The organism is Streptomyces sp. NPDC092952, from assembly GCF_044754785.1.
Classification (GTDB): Bacteria; Actinomycetota; Actinomycetes; order Streptomycetales; family Streptomycetaceae; genus Streptomyces.
In genome coordinates, this window is record NZ_JBIVPT010000006.1 from 336,143 (window position 1) to 355,470 (window position 19,328).

Genomic DNA, 19,328 nt, shown 5'->3' on the forward strand with positions numbered 1-19,328 from the left:
GCTAACTTGCATACCTCGGAAGGATGCTGAGTCTTCGATGACGGAACCGAGCGCCCCGCGCGTACTGCTCTCCCCCGCCCGCCTGGCCGGCCTGCGCCGCCGCACCGGCGACTACGGCGACCGGACCGTCGCCACCGCCTGTGCCATCGGGCTGTCGTACTGGGCGACCGGCCTCGGCCCCGACGGCATGGACCTCACCCCGGGCACCCTCTTCCCCGACCTCCTCCGACAGGTCGACAAGAACGCCGCGGGCGATGGGCCGTCCGACGGGGACGACTGGCCGGCCGGGGCGGACGGCCTCCCCGTCACCGCTCCCGAGGGCGTCTCGGCCGCCGATGCGCAGCTCGCCCTTGACGACCTGGCCGACTTCCCCGACCGCCCCCTCGGCACCATCGCCCCGTCCGACGCGGCGGCCCGGCTCGAAGCCCTGGCCCGGTGGAACGACAACCGGGCCGAGAGGCCCCGCCCGACCCTCATGGAGATGTTCCGCGAGCAGGCCCGCTCCCGGCCGGACGCCGTCGCGGTGATCGACGAGCACCGCGTCCTGACGTACCGGCAGGTCGCCGCGTACTCCGCCCAGCTGGCCCACCATCTGACCGGGCGCGGCCTCACCGCCGAGCGGGTCGTCGGCATCTCGCTCGGCCGGTCGGCCGAGATGGTGATCGGGCTCCTCGCCGTGCTCCAGGCCGAATGCGCCTTCGTGCCGCTCGACCCGCAGTGGCCCGCCACCCGGCGCGCCGTCGTCGTCGAGGACGCCGGGGTCGCGCTCCAGCTCGGCAGGACCGGCGAGCACCCGGACGGGGAGCCGGAGACGGTCGCCGTCGACCTCGACGACTGGGCCTACGGGGACCTGCCGGACCGGGCGCCGGGCATCACCGTCCCCGGCACCGCCCTGGCCTACGTGATCTTCACCTCCGGCTCGACCGGCCGCCCCAAGGGCGCCATGATCCGCCACGAGGCGATCAGCGAACGCCTCCTGTGGCAGGTCGAGGAGATCCTGCACTTCGGCCACGACGACGCCTCGCTCTTCAAGGCGCCGCTCTCCTTCGACATCTCCATCAACGAGATCTTCCTGCCGCTGGTCTCCGGCGGCCGGCTGGTGATCCTGCGCCCCGGCGGCGAACGCGACCCGCACCACCTCCTCGGCGTGATCGCCGAACACCGCGTCACCTTCACCTATCTGGTCTCCTCCATGCTGGACGTCCTGCTGGAGATCGCCGGCGACTCCGGCCGCCTGGACAGCCTGCGGCACGTCTGGTGCGGCGGCGAGGTGCTCACCCCCGAGCTGTACGAGCGGTTCCGCGCCCGGCTCGACATCCCGCTCTACCACGGCTACGGGCCGGCCGAGACGACCATCGGCGTCTCCCACGTCATCTACCGGGGCGAGGCCGAACGCCTCTCCACCTCGATCGGCCGGGCCAACCCCAACACCCAGCTGTACGTCCTGGACGACGAACTGCGCCCGGTGCCGGTCGGCGTCGGCGGCGAACTGTACGCGGGCGGCCTCCTGCTGGGCCGCGGCTACGTCAACGCCCCCGCCCTGACCGCCTCCCGGTTCGTCGCCAACCCCTTCGCCGACGACGGCTCCCGGCTCTACCGCACCGGCGACCTGGCCCGCTTCGCCCCGGACGGCACCCTGGACTTCCTCGGCCGCGCCGACAACCAGATCAAGATCCGCGGCATGCGGCTGGAGACCGAGGACGTCGAGGCGTCCCTCGCCGAACACCCCGGCGTACGGCACAGCTGCGTCGTCGCCAGGAAGAACACGGCGGGCGGCACCTATCTGATCGGCTACGTGATCCCGGCCGCCGGCCACGAGGGGCTGCGGGCCGAGGCCGTCAAGGAGTGGGCCGCCGGGCACCTGGTCGAGTACATGGTCCCCGCCCACCTCGTGGTCCTCACCGAGTTCCCGCTCACCGCGAACGGCAAGCTCGACCGGGGCGCCCTGCCCGAACCCGTGATCGCCACGGACGGCGCGGCGGAGCCCGCCACCGAGGAGGAGCGGCTGGTGTGCGCCGCCGCCGCGAAGGTGCTCCGACTGGAACGGACCGGCACCGACCAGGACTTCTTCCAGCTCGGCGGCGACAGCATCCTGGCCATCTCGCTGCTCAGCGCCCTGCGCGAGCGGGGCCTCCATGTCACCGCGCGGCAGATCTTCGCCCACAGCCGCCTCGGGGCGCTCGCCGCGGTGGCGAGCCGCGAGGAGAGCGCCGCCGTCGACCACGGCGACCTCGCCACCGGGCCCGTCGCCGGACTGCCGATCGTGCGGTGGCTCGGCAAGACCACCGACGCGATCGACGGATTCGTCCAGTCGGTCGTCCTCAACACCCCGGCGGAGCTGACCGGACAGGCGCTGGACGCGATCCTCGCCGCCGTACTGGACCGGCACCCCATGCTGCGCGCCCGGCTGGTCCGCGGGGAGCACTGGGGCTTCGACATCCCCGGACCCACCCGGGCGGCCGACCCCGTCTGGCAGGAGAGCGACCTCCCGGCCGCCGACTGCGTCGCGCTCGCCACCGGCGGCCTCGACCCGGACGCCGGTGCCATGCTGCGCGCCGTGTGGCGCCGCGCCGAACGCCAACTGGTCCTGGTCGCCCACCATGTGGTGGTCGACGGGGTGTCCTGGCGCATCCTGATGGACGACCTGGCCACCGCGTGGCGCCAGTACGCCGAGGGCGCCGCCGTCGAACTCCCGCCCACGGGAACGTCGTTCCGCCGCTGGACCCAGCTGCTGGAGCGGGCCGGATTCGAGGCCGACCGCGCGTACTACGACACCCCGCAGCCCGGCCCCGACGCCCCCCTCGCCCGCCGTGCGCCCGAGGCCGCCGACACCGTGGCCCGGGAACGCGTCCGCACCCTCACCCTGGACCCCGGGGCGACCGCCGCCCTGCTCGGCCCCGTCCCCGCGGCGTTCCACGCGGGCGTCAACGACGTACTGCTGACCGCCCTCGCCGTCGCCCTCGCCCGCTTCCGCCGCGACCTGGGCCAGGGCCAGAGCTTCGCCCGCATCGAGCTGGAGGGGCACGGCCGCGAGGCCCGCCATGTGGCCGACGCCGCCGGATTCGAGCCCGAACTCTCCCGTACGGTCGGCTGGTTCACCACCCTGTTCCCGGTCACCGTGGACCCCGGAGCGGCCACCGACCCGACCGACCCCGGACAGCTGGCCGCCGCCCTCAAGGCGGTCAAGGACCAGCTCGCCGCGGTGCCCCGCAACGGCCTCTCCTACGGCGTCCTGTGCCATCTGACCGGAGCCCTGCCCGCCGCCCCCGCCCCGCAGGTCCTCTTCAACTACCTGGGCCGCTTCGACGCGGGCACCCCGGGCGACTGGCAACTGACCAGCAGCACCGGGCAGTTGGGGGAGAAGCGGGACCCGGGGATGCGGCTGCCGCGCGCCCTGGAGTTCAACGCGATCGCCGAACCCGGCGAGGACGGCGCCTACCGGCTCGTCACCACCGTCTCCTGGGCCGAGGGCAGGTTCACCGAGGACGACATCACCGCCCTCGGCACCCACTTCCACGCCGCGCTCACCGGGCTCGCCGCCCTGGAGGAGGGCGGCCACTCGCCCGGCGACTTCCCCCTCGTCCCCCTCACCCAGGCCGACGTCGACGAACTCGACGGGCCTGCCCTGCTCGACGTCCTCCCGCTGACCCCGCTCCAGGAGGGCCTGTACTTCCACTCCGTCTTCGACGACGAGGCGACCGGCAGCTACGTCGAGCAGCAGCTCCTCACCCTGGAGGGCGAGGCCGACCCGGACCGGCTCGCGGCGGCCGCCACCCGGCTGCTCGACCTCCACCCCAACCTGGCCGCCCGGTTCACCGCCCTCGCCGACGGCCGCGTCGTCGCCGTCCTGGAGAGCGGCGCCGAGGCACCGTTCACCGTCCTGGACCGCCCCGGCATCACCGACGAGGAGATCCGCGCCCTCGTCGAACAGGACCGCCGCTCCGGCTTCGACCTGGCCGCCGGCCCGCTCATGCGCTACACCCTGATCCGCGCGAGCGCAGGGCGCGACGTCCTGGTGCAGACCGTGCACCACATCGTCGCCGACGGCTGGTCCGTCCCCCCGATGCTCCGCGCTCTGCTCGCCGAGTACCACGCCCCGGGCACCACCCACCCGCTCGGCGACCACCGCGCCCACGCCCGCTGGCTCGCCGCCCGCGACCACGAGGAGAGCGAACGGATCTGGCACGGCGAACTCGCCGGACTGCCCGGACCCTCCCTCGTCGCCGAGGGGCACACCCCCTCCGAGCACTTCGCCGACACCACCGCCCCGGCCGGGACCGACCTCGACACCGCCGCCCGCGCGGCCGGCGTCCCCCTGAGCGCCGCCGTGCACAGCGCCTGGGCCCTCACCCTGGGCGGCCTCCTGCACACCACGGACGTCGTCTTCGGCTCCACCGTCTCCGGACGCGATGCCGAACTCCCCGGCATCGCCGACATGGTGGGCCTGTTCATCAACACCGTCCCGGTCCGCGCCCGCTGGACCGCCACCACCACGGCGGCCGAACTCCTCGCCACCGTACGGACCCACCAGGACGCGGTCCGCGACCACCAGCACGTCTCCCTGGCCCGGATCGCCCGCCGGGCCGGCACCGGACCGCTCTTCGACACCCTCGTCGTCTTCGACGTGGCCACCGACCCGGACACCCTGCGCGCCCCCGGCCACCACCTCGCCATCACCCGCATCACCAACGAGGGCGCCCCGCACTACCCCTTGACCCTGGTGGTGGAACGCACCCCCGACAACCGCCCCCTCTTCCGGCTCATCCACGACGGCGCCCTGCTGCGCCCCGCGAGCGCCGAAGGCATCCTGCGCACCTTCACCCGCACCCTCACCGCCCTGCTCACCCGCCCGGACGCCCCGGTCCGCGCCGCGGCCACCGCCCCCGCCGCGCTCCCGGAGCGGACCACGGGAACGCTCGACGCCCTCCTCGATGCCGCGGCGCGCCGCGACCCCGAGGCCACCGCCGTCATCCAGTGCGCCCTCGACGGCGCCACCAGATCCCTCACCTACGGCCAACTGATGGCAGCCAAGGACGAGTTGGCCGACGTCCTGCGGGCGGCCGGGGTCGGCCCCGGGAGCCGGGTCGCCGTCGCCGTGCCCCGCTCCCTGGAGCAGGTCGTCGCCCTGACCGCCGTCGTCGCCGCGGGCGGCGCCTACGTACCGCTGGACCTGGCGTACCCGGACGAGCGGCTGGGGTACGTCCTCACCGACTGCGCCCCGCAGGCCGTGCTCGTGGACCGGGAGCACCGGGACCGCTTCGCCCGCCTCCTGGAACGTACCGGCGTACCGGCCCGGATCCTCGTCCAGGGCGAGGAAGCCGCCCCCGCCGCCCCCGTACCCGCCACCCGCCCGCGCCCGCGGGACCCCGCGTACATCATCTACACCTCCGGCTCCACGGGCCGCCCCAAGGGCGTCGCCGTCCCGCACGCGAGCGTGGTCGCCCTCCTCGCCAACACCCGGCCCGCCATGGGCTTCGGCCCCGACGACGTCTGGGTGCAGTTCCACTCCTTCTCCTTCGACTTCGCGGTCTGGGAGCTGTGGGGCGCACTGGTCCACGGCGGGGAACTGCTCGTCCCCGACTACGCGCTGACCCGCTCCCCGGCCGACTTCCACCGGCTGGTCCGGGACCGCGCGGTGACCGTCCTCAACCAGACCCCGTCCGCGTTCTACCAGTTCATCGAGGCCGACCGGCTCGCCGCCGCACCGCTCACCGCGCTGCGCCGGATCGTCTTCGGCGGCGAGGCGCTGGACCCGGCACGGCTGCGCGGCTGGGCCGAGCGGTACGGCACCGGCACCCCCGAACTGGTCAACATGTACGGGATCACCGAGACCACCGTCCATGTCACCCACCGGGTGCTGACCGGGGCCGACCTCGCGCCCGGCACCGACGCCAGCCCGATCGGCGGCCCGGTCCCCGGGCTCACCGTCCACCTCCTGGACGACCGGCTCCGCCCGGTCCCGCCGGGCCGGACGGGTGCCATCTACGTCTCCGGCGACCAGGTCTCGCTCGGCTACCTCGGGCGGCCGGGGCTCACCGCGGGCCGGTTCGTGGCGGACCCGTTCGCCGCCGACGGCTCCCGCATGTACCACACCGGCGACCTGGCCCGCCGCACCCTCGACGGCGAGCTGGAGTTCGCCGGCCGCGCCGACGACCAGGTGCAGCTCAAGGGGTTCCGGATCGAGCCCGGCGAGGTGGAGGCGGCGCTCCGGGCGCTCGACGGGGTGGTGGACGCCGCCGTCACGGTGGCGGGGAGCGGCGACCACCTCGTCGCCCATGTGGTCGGCCGGGCCCCCGCCGACCTCACCGCCCGGCTCTCCGCCGCGCTGCCCGCGCACATGGTGCCCGGCCGGGTGCTGACCGTGGACGCCCTGCCGCTGACCGTCAACGGCAAGCTGGACCGTACGGCCCTGGCCGCCCGCGCCGCGCACGACGACGCCCCCACAGCCCCGTCCTCCGCGGACGCCGTGGCCGGGGACGCGCTCGCCGCGCTGGTCGGGATCTTCGCCCACGCGCTGCCCGGCGCGGCCGTGGACGCCGACACCGACTTCTTCGCCGCCGGGGGCGACAGCATCGTCGCCATCACCGTCATCAACCGGGCCCGCGCGCTCGGCCTGCCGATCGCCCCGCGCGACGTCTTCCTGCGGAAGACCCCGCGCGCCCTCGCCGCCCACCTGGCCGCCCGCGCCCCGCAGCCCGCCGCCCCCGTACCGGCCCGCCGGGAGGACGGCCCGCTGCCCGCCACCCCGGTCATCCTGCGCCAGCGCGAACTGGGCGGCTCGCTCGACCGGTTCGCCCAGGCCCGGACCCTGGAGGTGGCCGAGGGCATCGGTCCCGCCGACCTGCGGCGGGCCGCGACCGCCCTCCTCGCGGCGCACCCGGCGCTGCGGCTGCGGCTCACCACCGAGCACGGGGTGTGGACCCTGCGCACCGGACCCGCCCCCGAGGCCGACGTGGCGACCAGCGCCGCCCCCGACGCGACGGCGGCGGCGAACGAGGCCGCCGACCGGCTCGACCCCGCCACCGGGCGGCTCGTCGTGTTCTCCTGGCTGGCCCCGAGCCGCACCCTGGTGGTCACCGCCCACCACCTCGCCGTCGACGCGGTCTCCTGGCTGATCGTCCTCGACGACCTGGCCGCCCACCTCGCGGGCACCACCCCGGCCCCGCCCACCACCTCCTACGCCGAGTACGCCGAGGCGCTGACGGTCCACACCGCCCAGGAGACCGGCAGCCTCGGCCACTGGATCGAGACCCTGGCCGCACCACCCCTGCTGCCCGAGGTCCACCGCCCGCGCACGCTCACCGCCGTACTCCCGCCGGAGACGGCGGACCGGCTGACCCGCACCGCCCCCACCACCCTCGGGACGGGCCTCACCGAGCTGCTGTGCGGCGCCCTGCGCACCGCGCTCACCGCTGTCCAGGCCACACCCACCGACCTCGCCGTCGAACTGGAGCTGCACGGCCGCACCCCGGTCCTGGAGCACCACGACTACAGCCGCACCGTCGGCTGGTTCACCTCCATCGCCCCCGTCCGGCTCACCCCGCACACCGACCCGGTCGCCGCCGCCCGCGAGGTGGCCGAACGCCGCCCGGACGAGCGCGGACACCTCGCCTACGGACGGCTGCGCCACCTCGACCCGCAGACCGCCCCGCTGCTGACCGTCCGCCCCCAGGTGCTCCTCAACTACCTGGGCCGGGGCGGCGAGTCGGACGTCCCCCGGATCACCGGCGCCGAGCAGCCCACCCCGTACGCCGTCGAGGTCAACGCCTGGACCGACGCGGCGACCGGCGGCCTGCACGCCGAGTTCACCCTCGCCGAGGGCGTCCCCGACACCGTCACCGGGCACTGGCTGCGGGCCCTGGAGCGGATCGCCGACGCCGCCGCCACCGCCGAGCGCACCGCCCCCGTCACCCCCCTCCAGCGCGGCCTGTACTTCCAGGCCCAACTGGCGGGGACGGCCGGACACTACGTCGCCCAGAGCTGGTTCACCTTCGACCGGCGCCTGGACCCCGACGCGCTCGCCGGGGCGATGGCGTACGTGATCGCCCGGCACCCGGTCGTCGGCGCCGGATTCACCACCGACGACGACGGCAACCCCGTCCAGCTCCTCGGCGCCGGGCGCGAAATCGCCGTCCGCACGGTCGAGGTGGCGGACGCGGCGGCGGCCGAGGAACTGCGCGCCCGCGACCGGGAGACCGGCTTCGACCCGGGCGAGCCGCCGCTGATCCGGCTGACCGTGGTCCGGCCGCCGGACGGCGGGGACCGGCTGCTGCTCAGCTACCACCTGCTGCTCTGGGACGGCTGGTCCCGCGAGATCGTGCTGCGCGACCTGTTCGCCGCGTACGAGGCCGTCCTGGCGGGCGAGCCGCTCGCCGCCGCCCCCGCCGTGCCCGGCTTCGAGGAGTACGCCCGTACCCTGGCCGCCAGGGACCCGGCCGCCGCACACCGCTTCTGGGCCGGTCACCTGGCGGAACTGTCCGGACCGACCCTGCTCGCCGCAGCCGCCCCGGACCTCCCCGAGACCCTGCCGCGCGCCCTGACGCACACCATGTCCGCCGAACTCTCCCAACTGCTGAGGGACGCGGCCGCCGCCCACGGCGTCACCCTGAACACGGTGCTGACCGGCGGCCTCGGACTGCTCCTGGGCGCCCGCACCGGCCGGGAGGACGCGGTGTTCGGGGTGACCGTCTCCGGCCGCGAGGGCGAGGGCCACTCCGACATCGTCGGCGTCCTCCTCAACACCGTGCCGATGTGGACCCGGGCCCGGCCCCGCGACACGGTCGGCGCCTACCTGTCGGCCGTGCAGACGGCCCGGGTCGAGGCGATGGACCACGAGCACCTGGGGCTCGGCGAGATCCAGCGGGCCGCCGGGCACGACACCCTGTTCGACAACCTCTTCGTGCTCCAGAACTTCCTGGACCAGGAGGCGTTCGCCGCGATGAACGCCCGCCACGGCATCACCGCGGTACGGGCCGACGACTCCACCCACTACCCGTTCACCTGGGTCGTCACCCCCGGCGACCGGCTCACCGTCAAGCTGGAGCACCGCGACGACGACCCGGCCGGCGCCCGCCGCCTCCTCGACGACTACCTGCGCGTCCTCGCGGACCTCGCCCGCTCCACCGGACCGGTGGGCGCGCTCCCCGGGGCCGCCCCGGCCCCCGAACCCGCCCCGCGCACCGGCATCGGCACGGACACCGTCGTCGACCGCTTCGACCGGGCGGCCGGCCGCACCCCGTCCCGGACCGCGCTCGTCGCCGACGGAGCGAGCCTCACCTTCGCCGAACTCCGCGACCGCAGCCGTCGGCTGGCGGGCGTACTCGCCGCACGCGGCATCGGGCCGGAGCGGACCGTGGGCCTGGCCGTGCCGCGCTCGCTCGACTCCCTCGTGGCCCTCTTCGCCGTACTGCGCGTCGGCGCCGCCTACGTACCGCTGGAGCTGGACCACCCGGACGAGCGGATCGCCGCCATCGTCGCGGACGCCCGCCCCGACGCCGTCCTCACCGTCGAGGCGGTGGCCCACCGGATCGGCGGCGAGCACATCGTCCTGGACCGCCCGCTGCCCGACGCCGAGCCGTACACCACCTTCGCCCCCGGGGACCCGGACCGGCTGCGCCACCCCGCGTACACCATCTACACCTCCGGCTCGACCGGGAAGCCCAAGGGCGTGGTGACCGAGTACGCCGGACTCACCAACATGCTGGTCAACCATCAGCGGCGGATCTTCGAACCCGTCCTGGCCGAACACGGCCACCGGGTCTTCAAGGTCGCGCACACCGTGTCGTTCGCGTTCGACATGTCGTGGGAGGAGCTGCTCTGGCTCGCCGACGGCCACGAGGTGCACATCTGCGACGAGGAGCTGCGCCGCGACGCCCCCCGGCTCGTCGAGTACTGCCGCGACCACGGCATCGACGTCGTCAACGTGACCCCGACGTACGCGCAGCAACTGGTGGCCGAGGGGCTGCTCGACGACCCCGAGCGGCGGCCCGCGCTGGTGCTGCTCGGCGGCGAGGCCGTCACCCCGAAGCTGTGGCAGCGGCTCATCGACACCGAGGGAACCGTCGGCTACAACCTGTACGGACCCACCGAATACACCATCAACACCCTCGGCGTCGGCACCTTCGACTGCCAGGACCCGGTGGTCGGCGTGGCCATCGACAACACCGAGGTGTACGTGCTCGACCCGTGGCTGCGCCCGCTGCCGGACGGGGTCCCCGGCGAGCTGTACGTCTCCGGCACCGGGATCGCCCGGGGCTACCTCGGGCAGAGCGCCCTGACCGCCGGCCACTTCGTGGCCTGCCCGTTCGGCCGGCCCGGTGAGCGGATGTACCGCACCGGCGACCTGGTGGTCCGTCGCCCCGACGGCAACCTCGCCTACCTGGGCCGGACCGACCAGCAGGTCAAGATCCGCGGCCACCGGGTCGAACCGGCCGAGGTGGAGGCCGCGTTCGCCGCGCATCCGGCGGTGCGGTTCGCCGCCGTCGTCGCCGAGCCCGATCCCGGCATCGACGGCGGGTACCGGCTCGCCGCCCACCTGGTGCTCGACGGCGCCGACCTGGCCCGGGTCGCCGCCGACGTGGGCGCCCGGCTGCCGGACTTCCTGCGCCCGACCCACTACGCCCGCGTCGACGCCATCCCGCTGACCGTCAACGGGAAGGCCGACACCAGGGCCCTGCCGGAGGCACGGCCGCTCGGCGCCCTGACCACCGCGTCCGAACGCGGCCCGGAGACGGAGACCGAGACCACGGTCTGCGAACTCTTCGCCGAGGCACTGGACCTGGACGACGACGAGGTGAGCGCGGTGAGCGACTTCGTGGCCCTGGGCGGCCACTCCATGCTGGCGGTACGGCTGACCGGGATGCTCCGCCGCGAGTACGGCCCCGTCGTCACCATCCGCGACCTGCTGACCCTGCGAACCCCGGAAGCCATCGCCCGCCACCTCGACGAGAGCTCCTGACATGCCGCCCCGCACCCTCACCCCCGAGGCGCCGCCCCGCACCGGCGCGGACATCCTGCGCACCGCACTGCGCCGCAACACCGGCGCCATGGCCCGGGGCACCGTCCTCATGGGCCTCTACCAGGCAGGGGAGACCGCCTTCCCCATCGCGCTCGGCCTGATCGTCGAGCACACCCTCCAGGACCGGAGCCCGGCCGCGCTCGCGGTGTCGATCGGGGCACTGGCCGTGATCATCACGACGGTCTCGCTGTCGTGGCGGTTCGGGATGCGAGTCCTGCAGAAGGCCAACACCACCGAGGCGCACCGCTGGCGGGTCCAGGTCGCGGCCTGCGGGCTCCAGCCGGTGGCCCGGGACGTCGACCTGAAGTCCGGCGAGGTGCTGACCATCGCGACCGAGGACGCCGACCAGACCGCCGACATCGTCGAGGTGGTGCCGCTGCTGGTCAGCTCGCTGGTCGCGGTGGTGGTCGCGGCGGTGGCGCTGGGCCTCGCCGACCTGCGGCTGGGGCTGCTGGTGATCGTGGGCACCGTCGCGATCCTCTCGGTCCTGGCGGTGCTGTCCAAGCGGATCGGGTCCCGGACGCGGGAGCAGCAGGCCCGGGTGGCGCGGGCCGGGGCCAAGGTCGCCGATCTGATCATCGGTCTGCGCCCGCTGCACGGATTCGGCGGCAACCACGCCGCGTTCGGCGCCTACCGGCGGGTCAGCGCGGACGCCCGGCACCAGGCGGTCGCCGTCGCCCGGGCCAACGGCGCCTACGCGGGCGCCGCACTGGCCCTGAACGCGGTGCTGGCCGCCGCCGTCTCGCTGACGGCCGGCTGGCTGGCGTTCGACGGCCGGATCACCATCGGGGAGCTGGTCATGGCGGTGGGCCTGGCCCAGTTCATCATCGAGCCGCTCAAGATGTTCTCGGAGATGCCCAAGTACGTGATGACGGCGCGCGCCTCGGCCGAGCGGATGGCACTGGTGCTGGCCGCGCCGCCGGTCACGGCCCCGGGGGAGGGGAGCCCGGCCGGGGACGCGGAGCGGGTCCTCGTCCTCGACTCCGTCCACCACGGGACGCTGCGCGGCGTCGGATTCGAGGTGGCCGCCGGGGAGTTCGTGGCGATCGCCGCGTACCGGCCGCGCCAGGCGGCCGACCTGGCGGAGGTCCTCGCGCTGAAGGCCCCGCCGGGCACGTACCCGGGATCGGTCACGGTGGGCGGCCGGGGACTGGCGGAGCTGTCGGCCGAGGCGGTGCGCGCGTACATGCTGGTGAACCCGTACGACGGGGAGATCTTCGCGGGCACCCTCCGGTCCAACATCGACCCGTCGGGCACCAGCCGGACGGTCGCCGAGGCGGTCGAGGCGTCGCTGCTGACCGATGTCGTCGCCCTGCACCGCGAGGGGCTCGACCACCCGGTCCGGGACCGGGGGGCGAACCTCTCCGGCGGGCAGCGCCAACGGCTCTCGCTGGCCCGCGCGCTGGCCGCCGACAGCGAGGTGCTGGTGCTGCACAACCCGACGACGGCCGTCGACGCGGTCACCGAACAGCTCGTCGCGCGCCGGGTCGCCGAGCTGCGCCGGGGCCGTACCACGGTGGTGATCACCAGCAGCCCGGCCCTGCTGGACGCCGCCGACCGGGTGCTCGTCCTGGACGACGGGGTGATCACCGCCGAGGACACCCACCGCAACCTGCTGGCCGGGGACGAGGGGTACTGCCTGGCCGTGGCGCGGTGAGCGGACCGGGCCGGTCGCCGGACGCGACCGGCCCGGGCGGCGTCAGCCGAGGGCCCAGGCCACGTCCCTGAGCAGGGCATGGCGCCAGCCCGCCCGGTCGTGGCCGGCGGCGGACCGGGAGACCCGGACCGTCGCCCCGGCCCGCGCGGTCAGCTCCTCCACCAGCTCGCAGTGCGGAAGCATCCGGGGCTCGTGCTCCCCGACGTCGAAGGCGCACCGCAGCCCGGACAGGTCCGGCCCCCCGCGCAGCCGTTCGGCGAGGGCGCCGCCGAGCGGCCCGCCCAGCGGGTCCGCCGACTCCGCCGCGCCGGGGGCCCACCACACCGAGGCCGACTGGACGGCGATCCGCCGGACCAGCCCGGGGAACTCCAGCGCCGCGTACAGCGCGCTCAGCCCGCCCAGGCTCTGCCCGGCCACGACGAGCCGGTCCGGCTCGGCCGGCACGCCGGACTCCGCGAGCAGCGGCAGCAGTTCACCGCCGACCGCCTCCCAGAGCCCGGGGCGGCAGGCGTACTCGGTCCCGCGGTCCTTGGCGGGCAGGAACACCAGGGTGACGGGCTCCATGTCGCCCGCCGCGACGGCCGATTCGAACGCGGTCGTCGCGGGGTGCAGATAGAGCCAGTCGTCCCCGTCGAGCAGCAGCACCACCGGCCCGCCGCCGCCCACCGGGTGCACCCGCGCGGTGCTCCGCCCGCCCGGCCGCCCGCCGGTCCAGCGGAGCCGGGTGCGGGGCAGGGGCGGTACGTCGTCGGCGCCGACCACGGGCCAGTGCGGCTGGGCCGGGGCGTCCGGGGTCGCGGCGAGGGACCGGTCCGCCCCGGCACCGGCCGGGTTGAGCGGGTCCGCGTGGGAGGCCCCGCCGGCCAGGACGCGGTAGGTGACCCGCAGCCGCGCGGGCATGCGGACCTCGGCGTACCAGCAGTCCGTACCGGCCAGACGGCGCAGCGGGAGCGGCGGCGACCAGCTCTCGAAGTCGACGACGGCCTCGGAGCCGCGCCACAGGAACAGGGTCCGCCAGCCGCCGTCGCCGTCCGGGACGGACACCGGGGAGCGCGCCGCCGCCCAGAACGCGTCGGTGCCGGCCTCGCCGGACAGCCCGAACGGGGCGAAGGGGGCGCGCCCGCCGGGTGCGGGAACGGCCGCTTGTGAGGGGGCGGGGGAGGAGCTAGGCTCATCGTGCATTAGGTGAGCCTAACCTAACAAGGTGTGAATCTTCCATCCCCGCACCCCGCCCGACACATGCCCAACGGACGCCCTCCAGGCGGCCGTTGGGGCCGAGGAGGCACCGACATCATGAGCACCAACCCGTTCGACGACCCCGAAGGCCGCTTCCTGGTCCTGGTCAACGACGAGGGCCAGCACTCGCTCTGGCCGTCCTTCGCCGAGGTGCCCGGAGGGTGGACGGTGGCACTCGCCGAACACGACCGGGCGGCCTGCCTGGAGTACATCGAAGCCAACTGGACGGACCTGCGCCCCCGTTCGCTCACGACCACCGGCGACTGAGCGCGGTGCGGACCACCATGCCCACCGCCGCCACCGCCGGATCCCGCTCCGCCCCACCGGCCGCTCCGCCCGGGGCGGCGTATGCCGTGCGCCCGGCGCGCCGGGAGGAGGCCGCCGAACTGGCCGCGCTCTCCCGGCCGTTCGTCCGTGCGGGGGCGCTGCGGGAGCGTTCCGTCCCGCTCTACGCCGTCCGCGCCGCCGACTTCCTGGTGGTGCGGCCCCCCGGGGGCCCGGTCGAGGGTGCCGTCGCGGTGCGGGTGCACCCGGCGCAGGCGGGGCCGGTGGGCGTCGTCTACAACTTCTGCGTGGCCGGGCACCGCCAGGGGGCCGGAGTGGGCGCCGGGCTGCTGCGCGCCGTGCTCGACCGGGCGCGCGCCCAGTCGCTCGGCGCCCTGTTCACGGCGACCACCGGTAGCGGGGAACTGTTCCTCCGGCACGGCTTCGCGCCCGTGGCCGCGCACCTGGCGCCGCCCGCCTGGACGCGTTCGCTCGACCCCCGCCGCGGCGCGCGGGTCCTCGCCCGGACGCTCTGAGCGCACCGGCGCCCGGCCCCCGTGTGCCGTGCGCCGGTCAGGCGCCCGGGACCACCGTGGTGCCGGAGCCGCCCCCGTCGAGGACCCCGCGCAGCACCGCGTGCGGCACCCGGCCGTCCAGCACCTGCGCCGCGCGCACCCCGCCGCGCACCGCGCGCAGGCATCCCTCCATCTTCGGGAGCATTCCGCTCGCAAGCCCCGGGAGCAGGGCGGCCAGGGCGTCGGCCGTCAGCCGCCCGATCACCTCGGTGCTGTGCGGCCAGTCGGCGTACAGCCCGGCCACATCGGTGAGCACCACCAGCCGTTCCGCGTCCAGGGCCACGGCCAGCGCCGAGGCGGCGAGGTCCGCGTTGACGTTGTAGACCTCCCCGTCCGTACCGCGTGCCACGGGGGAGACCACCGGTATGTGGCCCCGGTCCAACAGGGCGCGCACCATGCCGGGGTTGACGTCCACGACGTCGCCGACCAGGCCGATGTCCACCGCCCGGCCGTCCACCAGGGCCGGCCGCCGCACCGCCGTCAGGGTGTGCGCGTCCTCGCCGGTCATTCCCACGGCGTAGGGGCCGTGGTCGTTGATGTGGCCGACCAGTTCCCGCTGGACCCGGCCGCTCAGCACCATCCGCACCACGTCCATGGCCTCGGGGGTCGTCACCCGCAGTCCCGCCTCGAACCGGGACTCCAGGCCGAGCCGTTCGAGCATCGCGCTGATCTGCGGCCCGCCCCCGTGCACCACGACCGGGCGCAGCCCGGCGTGCCACAGCTCCACGACGTCCCGGGCGAAGGCCCGCTTCAGCTCCGCGTCCACCATGGCGTTGCCGCCGAACTTGACGACGACCGCGCCGCCCCGCACCGTATCCATGAAATTAGCTTAGCCTCACCTAAGTTTCCTTGGGTGGGGGTTGGCTGCTTCCTCGTCAGGAGAACGTCAGGAGGGCTCGGCGGCGCGGAGGAGGTCCCGCGGAAGGTAGGCGGACTCGACCCGTACGGACCAGCCGCGACGGACCGCGAGGCAGGCCAGCGCGAGGACGTCCAGGTCGACGGCTCCATCCGGGTCGTCGGCCCGGTCGGCGATCAGGTACTGGTCCCGGTGGGCCTCCAGCGCGTCGGCGAGTGCCAGGCCGAAGCTCTCCTCGTCGCCCGCCACGAGCTGGGACAGCAGCACGGCCGGGGGCATCGGGAAGCCCGAGTCCCTGAGCCGGTCGGCCCGGTCCACCGCCCGCCGGGCGGCCGGTTCGGGGTCGGTGCCGGTCAGCAGGGCGTGCAGGGCCTCGTGGTAGGCGGTGAACGCCGAGTCGTCCTGGCGGGCGAGGGCAGGACCGGCCAGGAGCGGCGGGGCGAGGTCCTCGGACGAGCCGGCGACGAGTGCGAGGGCGACGGCCTTCCGCCAGTGGGGCCCGGCGGTGCGGTCGCCGCGCTCGGCCCGGTAGCGCAGGGTGCGGCCGTCGACGGTCACCTCGGCCGCGGTGCCCGGCTCCGCGAGGGCGAGGCGGAAGAGGGCGGCCGCCGCCCCGGAGGCCAGCCGGAGGTGCGCGAGCTGGGCCCGGCCCACCCGGCCGGACTCCTCCGTACGCATCTTGAACAGCCGTTCCTGGTCGTCGAGTACGGCACCGAGCCACCAGGCGGAGAGGGGCTCCCCGTCCCCGGCGGCGAACGCCTCGTCGCGGCGCCTCTCGGACCGGGCCTGCGCCTCCGGTGTCACCGCCCGCTCCCGGACCGGCCGTTCCACCACCAGCGGACCTGCGGCGAGCGCGGCGACCGCGTCCGGCCGCCGGTTCCGGCCGAACCCCGCGACGCGCGGCCCCGGCGTCTCGAAGCCGGTGACCAGCGCGTGCGGGAGGTAGTCGGAGGAGACGGCCGGAGCCCAGCCCCGCGTCCGGTACGCGAACGCCGCGAGGGCCAGGGGGACCCGGGGGAGGAGCGTGCGCGGGGCGGCCGACGGGCCGTGCAGGGCGCTCTCCCCGGCCAGGAGACCGGCCAGCGCGGCATCGAAGGCGCCCCGGTCCCCGGCGGCCAGGGCGCGCAGCGCGCACAGCGCCGCCCCGTCCGGCCGGTCCAGCAGCGGCTCGCCGCTCTCCTCCGTACGGGCCCGGAGCCGGTCCAGGGCCGCGTCGACGGAGGCGAGCTTCGCCTCCGGGTCAGGCGGATACGTGCCCTCGGGGCCGGGATCGTCCAGCACCACGGCCGCCAGCCCGGCGGTCAGTTCCCCGGCCGGCGTCCCCCGCGTGTGCCCCGCGAATGCGTTCCGGGCGAGCAGGAACGCGTCGACGTGCTCGTCGCACAGGTCCGCGAGGACCGCCAGGCAGAGCGCGTCGGTCCACTCCCCGGGCGTCACGCTCCGCACGGGGCCGCCCGCACCCGGCTCGTGGTCCACGCCGAAGTTCACGTACTTCAGGAACACCTCGAAGTAGCCGTGCGGATGGAAGGCGGCGTACGAGACGGCGCCCGCCGCGGCCGCGGCGGCGTCCACCAGGAGGGCCCTGGCCTCCGGAGTGGCGAGGTCGGGCGTCCCGGCGGAGAGGGCCCCGAGATGGTCCAGGAACTCGTCGGCGACCAGCCGCCACTCCACGCCGGTCATCCCCTCGGCCCTCGACAGGGACCGCACCCGGCCCGCGATCCGGCCCGGGAAGTCCCCGAGCGCCGCCGGGGCGACGGCCCCGTCCACCTGATGACGCTCCACCCGCACCGCGCTGCTCCCCCTGTCCGGCCGTCCGGTCTCTGCGACACCTTAAGGGAGCCGCGGTACCCGGCCGGCCGGGCCGGAACGCCGCGGCGGAAGCGGCGCCGTGCACGAGATCCAGGACCCGGCGTCGTCGTCGGTGTCCCCGTCACCGTCACCGTTCGCGTTCCGGTGTGCCGGTGCTTCATCGGGTCCGGGCCGGGTATGCGCTGATTCATGTCTACTTCGAGCAGCACCCTCGGCCCTGCCGTCCCCGCCCGATTGCGTGATCTGATGCGCGGCCGTGACCTCGCCCTGTTCCGACGTGTCGCCGATCGGCGCTGGCCGGGCGCCGATCAGGTGCTGCCCCGGTTGAGCCGCAGTGCCGACCACGGGCTTCTCTGGTTCGGCGCCGCGGCCGGTATGGCGGCACTGGGCGGCAGCGCTCGGGCCCGCCGGGCGGCGTTGCGCGGAGTCGCGTCACTGGCCGTGGCCTCGGCCGCGATCAATACCGTCGGTAAGCGGGCGGTGCGCCGGGAGCGGCCGATGCTGGATCTGGTTCCGGTGGTGCGGCAGCTCAAGCGGCAGCCGTTCACCACGTCGTTCCCGTCCGGGCACGCGGCGTCCGCGGCCGCCTTCGCCACCGGTGTCGCCCTTGAGTCGAAGGGCTGGGGCGCGGTCGTCGCCCCGGTCGCGGTGGCCGTGGCCGCCTCCCGCGTCTATACGGGTGTGCACTATCCGGGTGATGTGCTGGCCGGTGCGGTGCTCGGCGTCGGGGCGGCGTTCGCCCTGCGCGGGGTCGTTCCGACGCGGGGGCAACTTCCCGCGCCGGGCCGTCCGCCGGCGACGGTTCCGTCGTTGCCCGCCGGTGAGGACCTGGTCGTCGTGGTGAACCGCGAGTCCGGCACCGCCACCGCGACCGCTTCGAAGGTGTCCGAGGCGCTGCCGCTGGCCGAGGTCGTGGAGTGCGCGCCCGGCGACCTGCCCAAGGCGCTGGCCGAGGCGGCGGGCCGGGGCCGGGTGCTGGGGGTCTGCGGGGGCGACGGCACGGTGAACCTGGCGGCGTCCGTCGCGGCGGCGCGCGGGATTCCGCTCGCCGTGTTTCCCGGCGGAACACTCAATCACTTTGCGTACGACCTGGGCATCGAGACGGTGGACGACACGGCGGCCGCCCTCGCCTCGGGGGACGCGGTCAAGGTGGACCTGGGCAGGTTCCGGCCCGGTCCTGAAGGGGCGGGCGGGGCGGACGGCTACTTCCTCAATGCGTTCAGCCTGGGCGTCTATCCGGAGCTCGTGCGGATCCGGGAGCGCTGGGCGCCCCGTATCGGCGGCTGGCCCGCGGGGATCCTCGCGGCCTTCGAAGTGCTGCGTGGCCGAAGCCCGCTCACGGCCGAGCTGCGGGGAGAGCGGCGGCCGTTGTGGCTCCTGTTCGTGGGCAACGGGCTCTTCCAGCGGGTGGGGCCCGCTCCCGGACGGCGGCACAACCTGTCGGACGGCCTGCTGGACGTCAGGGCGATCCACGGCGGCCGGACTCCGGGGCTGCGCCTGCTGGCAGCGGCGGTGGCCGGTCCGCTGACCCGCTCCCCCGTCCATGCGGCGGTGCGCCGGCACCGGGTACGGATCACCGGCCTGGCACCGGGAACCCCGTACGCGTACGACGGCGAAGTCGCCCGCACGGGAACGGAGCTGACGATCGACAAACTGAACGAAGCGCTCGTGGTCTACTGCCCCGCGGCTCTGTGACGGAGAGGCCGTGGCAGCGGCCTCACTTTGGCGGGAATCGGGGCCGTGGGGGCATCCGGCACCGGCCGGGGGGACCCGCCTCCCCCCGACCCGTGGCGGGCGGCAAGGTGCGACGGCACCCGGGTGCCCCCGGAGCAGGGCCGAGAAGTCGCTGCTCAGGGGCCGATCGGCCCTAGTCGCGGCGGCCCCGCGCCGCGTTCACTGCGTTGCGTCGCACGC

At 75.3% G+C, this 19,328-nt stretch carries 8 protein-coding genes; 5 read left to right on the forward strand and 3 right to left on the reverse strand.

Annotated elements, in window-relative coordinates; translation table 11 throughout:
- The first annotated feature begins 37 nt into the window (after positions 1-37).
- Both ACIQGQ_RS18155 and ACIQGQ_RS18160 read left to right on the forward strand, forming a co-directional pair.
- Positions 38-10,957 carry an amino acid adenylation domain-containing protein gene (locus tag ACIQGQ_RS18155; protein WP_402396743.1) on the forward strand — a complete coding sequence of 3,640 codons (10,920 nt, stop codon included), beginning with the start codon at positions 38-40 and terminating at the stop codon, positions 10,955-10,957.
- A gap of 1 nt (position 10,958) precedes the next feature.
- Positions 10,959-12,674 (forward strand): ABC transporter transmembrane domain-containing protein, encoded by a 1,716-nt coding sequence (locus tag ACIQGQ_RS18160; RefSeq protein WP_402396746.1) that lies wholly within the window; start codon positions 10,959-10,961, stop codon positions 12,672-12,674.
- 42 nt (positions 12,675-12,716) lie between these two features.
- Here ACIQGQ_RS18160 and ACIQGQ_RS18165 read toward each other — a convergent pair whose 3' ends face one another.
- On the reverse strand, positions 12,717-13,856 hold the full coding sequence (locus ACIQGQ_RS18165; protein ID WP_402396748.1) for an alpha/beta hydrolase-fold protein: 1,140 nt from the start codon (positions 13,854-13,856) through the stop codon (positions 12,717-12,719).
- Positions 13,857-13,967: 111 nt separating this feature from the next.
- Between ACIQGQ_RS18165 and ACIQGQ_RS18170 the strand changes: the two genes are divergently transcribed.
- Both ACIQGQ_RS18170 and ACIQGQ_RS18175 read left to right on the forward strand, forming a co-directional pair.
- The gene (locus ACIQGQ_RS18170; RefSeq protein WP_402396751.1) at positions 13,968-14,177 is read left to right on the forward strand and encodes an MbtH family protein; all 210 of its coding nucleotides are present in this window, start codon (positions 13,968-13,970) and stop codon (positions 14,175-14,177) included.
- Between the two features lie 17 nt (positions 14,178-14,194).
- Positions 14,195-14,710, forward strand: a complete 516-nt coding sequence (locus tag ACIQGQ_RS18175) for a GNAT family N-acetyltransferase (RefSeq protein ID WP_402396926.1) — start codon at positions 14,195-14,197, stop codon at positions 14,708-14,710.
- A gap of 37 nt (positions 14,711-14,747) precedes the next feature.
- Here ACIQGQ_RS18175 and argB read toward each other — a convergent pair whose 3' ends face one another.
- Together argB and ACIQGQ_RS18185 are read right to left on the reverse strand one after the other, a co-directional pair.
- On the reverse strand, positions 14,748-15,569 hold the full coding sequence (gene argB, locus ACIQGQ_RS18180) for an acetylglutamate kinase (RefSeq protein ID WP_402396753.1): 822 nt from the start codon (positions 15,567-15,569) through the stop codon (positions 14,748-14,750).
- A gap of 66 nt (positions 15,570-15,635) precedes the next feature.
- Positions 15,636-17,387: an Imm49 family immunity protein gene (locus ACIQGQ_RS18185; RefSeq protein ID WP_402396755.1), complete on the reverse strand. Its 1,752-nt coding sequence runs from the start codon at positions 17,385-17,387 to the stop codon at positions 15,636-15,638.
- Between the two features lie 216 nt (positions 17,388-17,603).
- Between ACIQGQ_RS18185 and ACIQGQ_RS18190 the strand changes: the two genes are divergently transcribed.
- On the forward strand, positions 17,604-19,109 hold the full coding sequence (locus ACIQGQ_RS18190; RefSeq protein WP_402396758.1) for a bifunctional phosphatase PAP2/diacylglycerol kinase family protein: 1,506 nt from the start codon (positions 17,604-17,606) through the stop codon (positions 19,107-19,109).
- Positions 19,110-19,328: the final 219 nt, after the last annotated feature.

Excerpts from the sequence above, each read along its gene's own strand:
- ACIQGQ_RS18155 (WP_402396743.1), top strand. The coding sequence starts at position 38 with ATGACGGAACCGAGCGCCCCGCGCGTACTGCTCTCCCCCGCCCGCCTG.
- ACIQGQ_RS18160 (WP_402396746.1), top strand. The coding sequence starts at position 10,959 with ATGCCGCCCCGCACCCTCACCCCCGAGGCGCCGCCCCGCACCGGCGCG.
- argB (WP_402396753.1), bottom strand. The coding sequence starts at position 15,569 with ATGGATACGGTGCGGGGCGGCGCGGTCGTCGTCAAGTTCGGCGGCAAC.
- ACIQGQ_RS18190 (WP_402396758.1), top strand. The coding sequence starts at position 17,604 with ATGTCTACTTCGAGCAGCACCCTCGGCCCTGCCGTCCCCGCCCGATTG.
- ACIQGQ_RS18165 (WP_402396748.1), bottom strand. The coding sequence starts at position 13,856 with ATGCACGATGAGCCTAGCTCCTCCCCCGCCCCCTCACAAGCGGCCGTT.
- ACIQGQ_RS18170 (WP_402396751.1), top strand. The coding sequence starts at position 13,968 with ATGAGCACCAACCCGTTCGACGACCCCGAAGGCCGCTTCCTGGTCCTG.
- ACIQGQ_RS18175 (WP_402396926.1), top strand. The coding sequence starts at position 14,195 with ATGCCCACCGCCGCCACCGCCGGATCCCGCTCCGCCCCACCGGCCGCT.